This window comes from Caldisalinibacter kiritimatiensis, assembly GCF_000387765.1.
GTDB lineage: Bacteria > Bacillota > Clostridia > Tissierellales > Caldisalinibacteraceae > Caldisalinibacter > Caldisalinibacter kiritimatiensis.
On sequence record NZ_ARZA01000180.1, the window covers coordinates 1 to 3,938 of the forward strand.

Annotated in this window: 4 protein-coding genes; all 4 read right to left on the reverse strand. The window is 25.2% G+C overall.

The annotated features are described in order from the left end of the window. Positions 1–158: 158 nt before the first annotated feature. Positions 159–716: a hypothetical protein gene (locus tag L21TH_RS07880; protein ID WP_006313631.1), complete on the reverse strand. Its 558-nt coding sequence runs from the start codon at positions 714–716 to the stop codon at positions 159–161. A gap of 822 nt (positions 717–1,538) precedes the next feature. Beyond that, positions 1,539–1,892: a hypothetical protein gene (locus L21TH_RS07885; RefSeq protein ID WP_006313632.1), complete on the reverse strand. Its 354-nt coding sequence runs from the start codon at positions 1,890–1,892 to the stop codon at positions 1,539–1,541. 352 nt (positions 1,893–2,244) lie between these two features. Continuing rightward, positions 2,245–2,439, reverse strand: coding sequence for a hypothetical protein (locus tag L21TH_RS07890; RefSeq protein ID WP_006313634.1), 195 nt, complete (start codon positions 2,437–2,439; stop codon positions 2,245–2,247). A gap of 76 nt (positions 2,440–2,515) precedes the next feature. Continuing rightward, positions 2,516–3,343, reverse strand: a complete 828-nt coding sequence (locus L21TH_RS07895) for a hypothetical protein (RefSeq protein ID WP_006313635.1) — start codon at positions 3,341–3,343, stop codon at positions 2,516–2,518. Between the last annotated feature and the right edge of the window lie 595 nt (positions 3,344–3,938).

Consider the following 3,938-nt stretch of genomic DNA (forward strand, 5'->3'; position numbering starts at 1 on the left):
TAAATTAAGAGTGAATTTTATACTTTTTTGGAACATTTTCTGAATTAATCTACTCTTAATACTAAGAAAAGTTTATAGAAAACTACTAAAACTAAAACATCATATATAATAACAGAACAATAATAAACTAAAAAACTCTTGATATCAATTTATTGACATCACTTTAATGCACTTATCTTAGCATATGATTTTTTATCATTAATTAATAATTCTATATATAAAGTATCTTTATAATTATCAAATAATTCTTTTTCTTTTTCACTTAAATTATTTAAATGCTTTATAAGCTTTACCATACCAATGTTTATTCTTTCACCTGGTTTCAACATAACATCTTTCTTCCTTGGACCTAAAGTAGTTGCACCGTATACTATTGTAGAAGATAACTCGTCAGGTATAAACAATTTAAGGTTTATTTTTATATTTTCACTACTAATATTTTCAACTATTACCCTATAAACAATGTTACATAGTTTGTTATCAAGAACCTGTTCTTCTGTTGTTTTATTAAATAAAATCTTGCTTGGTTCCATTTTAACATTTACATAATTCTCATAATCTATTTCAGACTTTTTCTCCTTTAGCATAAATTCAATATCTTTAACATTCTTAGAAAAACTAGGAGCTTGTTCACAACCACTAATAGCGTTTATAATAACAAATAAAAAAGCTAATATTATTACTGAACTACGATAACTTAAGTTTCTCTTTTCCATATTATCTTCTCCTCTTTTATAATATAATATTGTTATGTGAAAAACTATATGCATTCCATCTAAACTATCCTATTAAAACTTAATATCCCTTTTAAATTTTTTGTTATAATCACTTTATCAACTATCTGGAAGTTAATGCTTCTCTTCATTTTTAGTTCTAGATGTTATATGAATAATTAGAACATATATTGCAAAAATCACTATTTCAAATAAACCTATATTGTAAAAAACTATTCCAAAAGATATCGACATACCTGTAACTGCAATTACAATCTTTACTATAGTAAAAAAATCTTTTATTTAATCTGTCTAAGTAACTTGTAATTATAACAGTAGTACTAAGTATAAAACTTGCTACTGTAGATAACTACAAATTAGTTTTAGTACTAAAAATTATAATCATAATTATAAAATATAGAAAGTTCTTAAGATTAATGTATCTTTTTATATTCATTTTGCTTATTTTCTCCTTTTATATATGTGTAAATATCCAAAGTATAAATTTTTTTATCCCTACCCCTTGAGTTTCATACACATTAACTGTATACTTATATTAAGTAGCCTATTAACTCTGTCAAACATGCTTGGCGGCATTTATTTGAGTTGATAGGCTTTTTTCATTTGGTGCTCTTGGATATAACATAATCTCACCCTTCATAAATTAAGAGTGAATTTTATACTTTTTTGGAACATTTTCTGAGTTAATCTAATCTTAATACTGAGAAAAATTTATAGAAAACTACTACAACTAAAACATCATATATAATAACATAACAATCATAAAATAAGGTTATATCTCTAGGAGACATAATCTTATTCACTCTATTTGCCCTTTGGTAAAGCTATATAATATTCATCTTCATACTGTATAACTATTATTTCCTCTATTTTTTTATCCTTTAAAGTAAATATATTAGATCCTTCTTTAAAAACATTAGCAATTCCATATGATTTTGGTATTTCGGTTCCATCAATTACCCTTGTTATTTCCCCTATTTTCTTATCAATTTGTTCTTTCGTTATATACATATAATTTTTATCCTGCACATAATATACTGTATTACCCAAAAAAATCATTGGAGGAACGTCATATTTAGTAATTTTAGATTTATTACTGCAGCCAACCGTTAAAATTAAAGCAATAAAGAAAATTAATATTTTATTATTAAACCTCATTTTTTAACACCCCTACATTAACAATTATATTAATTATCTTATACTCACGAAATAGCAGGATAAAATCAAATTTTATTTATTTTATTAATTACCTTAATAAATATTGATATAATCCTATTAAAATCCTCTCACAGTTTTATACCATTTATATATTCTACTATCAGTTTATTTACATTACCTTATTCCAATTTTATAAGCCTCATCATAACTATACAGAATTGTTTTTTCAAAAGATAGTAACATAAGGAAACTGTCCCTTTGTGTTTTTCTACTATTTTAATCCTTCTTCTATAATTTTGATTAATTCATTTGACTCTCCTGCATTATTTTTATACCATAAACTATAAACTTTTTAGTCATTTTTGTTAGGGGTATTTGAATATTTTTTTATTGTTTCAATGATTATATCGGTACATCCAATTATTATCATTCCTATAATAATATTTAATATTAATACAACACCAGCAATGTCATTAATAATGGCTGATAACACAAAACCTACAACGTATAAAATAATTCCTCCAGCAAGTGCTTTTAACATGAACATATAAATCTCCCCCATATATCCTAATATATTTGTTCATTACATAATACTATAACTCACTTAAAAATTTAATTTAAATCTACTGAAAATAGTGTCTTATATACTTATTTGCCTCTATTGTATGATATCCCGAGAAGCTAACAGAAGGTGTTCCATATACACTAACTGACAGGTTGGGGTAAACAATACCATGAGCATATTTAAATACTATCTCAACATCATTAAGATATTCATATCTGTTAATAGCAATGTATCCTTCTCCACTTTTTGCCCATGAACCAGTAAGACTATCTCTCAAGCCCCATTTAGCATCTATACCAGTTCCTGGTGTAACATTTAAAGGAACATCCCAATCATAAGATGTACTTCCTCCCACGTAATTTACGGTAAAATTTGTTCCATTCATATTAACTTTCATACCATCACTCCATGAAATACCTATTGCATCTGATAAAGTCCAAATTGGACAACTTGACCATTCAAATTCAAGAAATAAAGTAATATAAGAGTAAGGTTCTGCCGTGTCTCTTCCAGATACAAATACATAAAAATCTTCATTTAATTCTGCACTTAAAGCTATTACTTCTTCTTCTGTTTCATTAAAATTCTTGAATATGCTTATTTGCTCGTCATTATAACCTAGCTTTTTTAATTCTTCTTTAGATAATTTAGCTCTCTCTTTTATGGCTTTAACGTAATCAAACTCTTTTAATTCTCTAATTTTATCGTTACTAAATCCCATTTCTTTAAGTTCATTCATACTTTTGCTTTGCAACTCTTTAAAATACTGATATTCATTGAACTTTAGATTATGCTTTTTAAATAAATCATCTTGTTGAGCATATGAACTTTGAAAACATCCTAGTATTAAAACTATTATCAATGTAAATATTAGTATTTTTTTCATCTTTTTATCTTCTCCTTTCATATTTTAATAATTATTATCACTATATCTTTCTACGCAACATGCTTATAACTTCCTATTTGAGAAATTATATTTTTTACATAAGGCTTTTTTCATTTGGTGCTCTTGTATATAACAAAGTCTTCATCTCCTTATATCTTCATTTTAAGTCCCTCATAAATTAAGAGTAAGTTTTATACTTTTTTGTTCCAAATTTTTTATGTATTTTTTAAAAAACATGCAAACTTTTTTGGAATATTTTCTGAGTTAATCTAATCTTTATTAGGTGAAGGTTGCTTATACATTAAAGTTTGTACAATGGCTACTACATAAGCAGATATCTTAACCTTTAATGTATACTTATTAACTTATGTTTATATTATTTGATTTGCTGTTAACTTTATTATAATTTATTTTCTATTATTTGTAAATAGTGTTTATATAGTACATTTGTACCATTGTTTTTATGTGGTGTTATTATATGCATAGTCTACAGATTAATGGAGAACTATAAAACAAAATGCTTTGATAGGCCTAAAAATACAAGATAAATTAACTAAAGAAAAGGAAAAGAATGAAAATTATCAGCTGTTTTTAA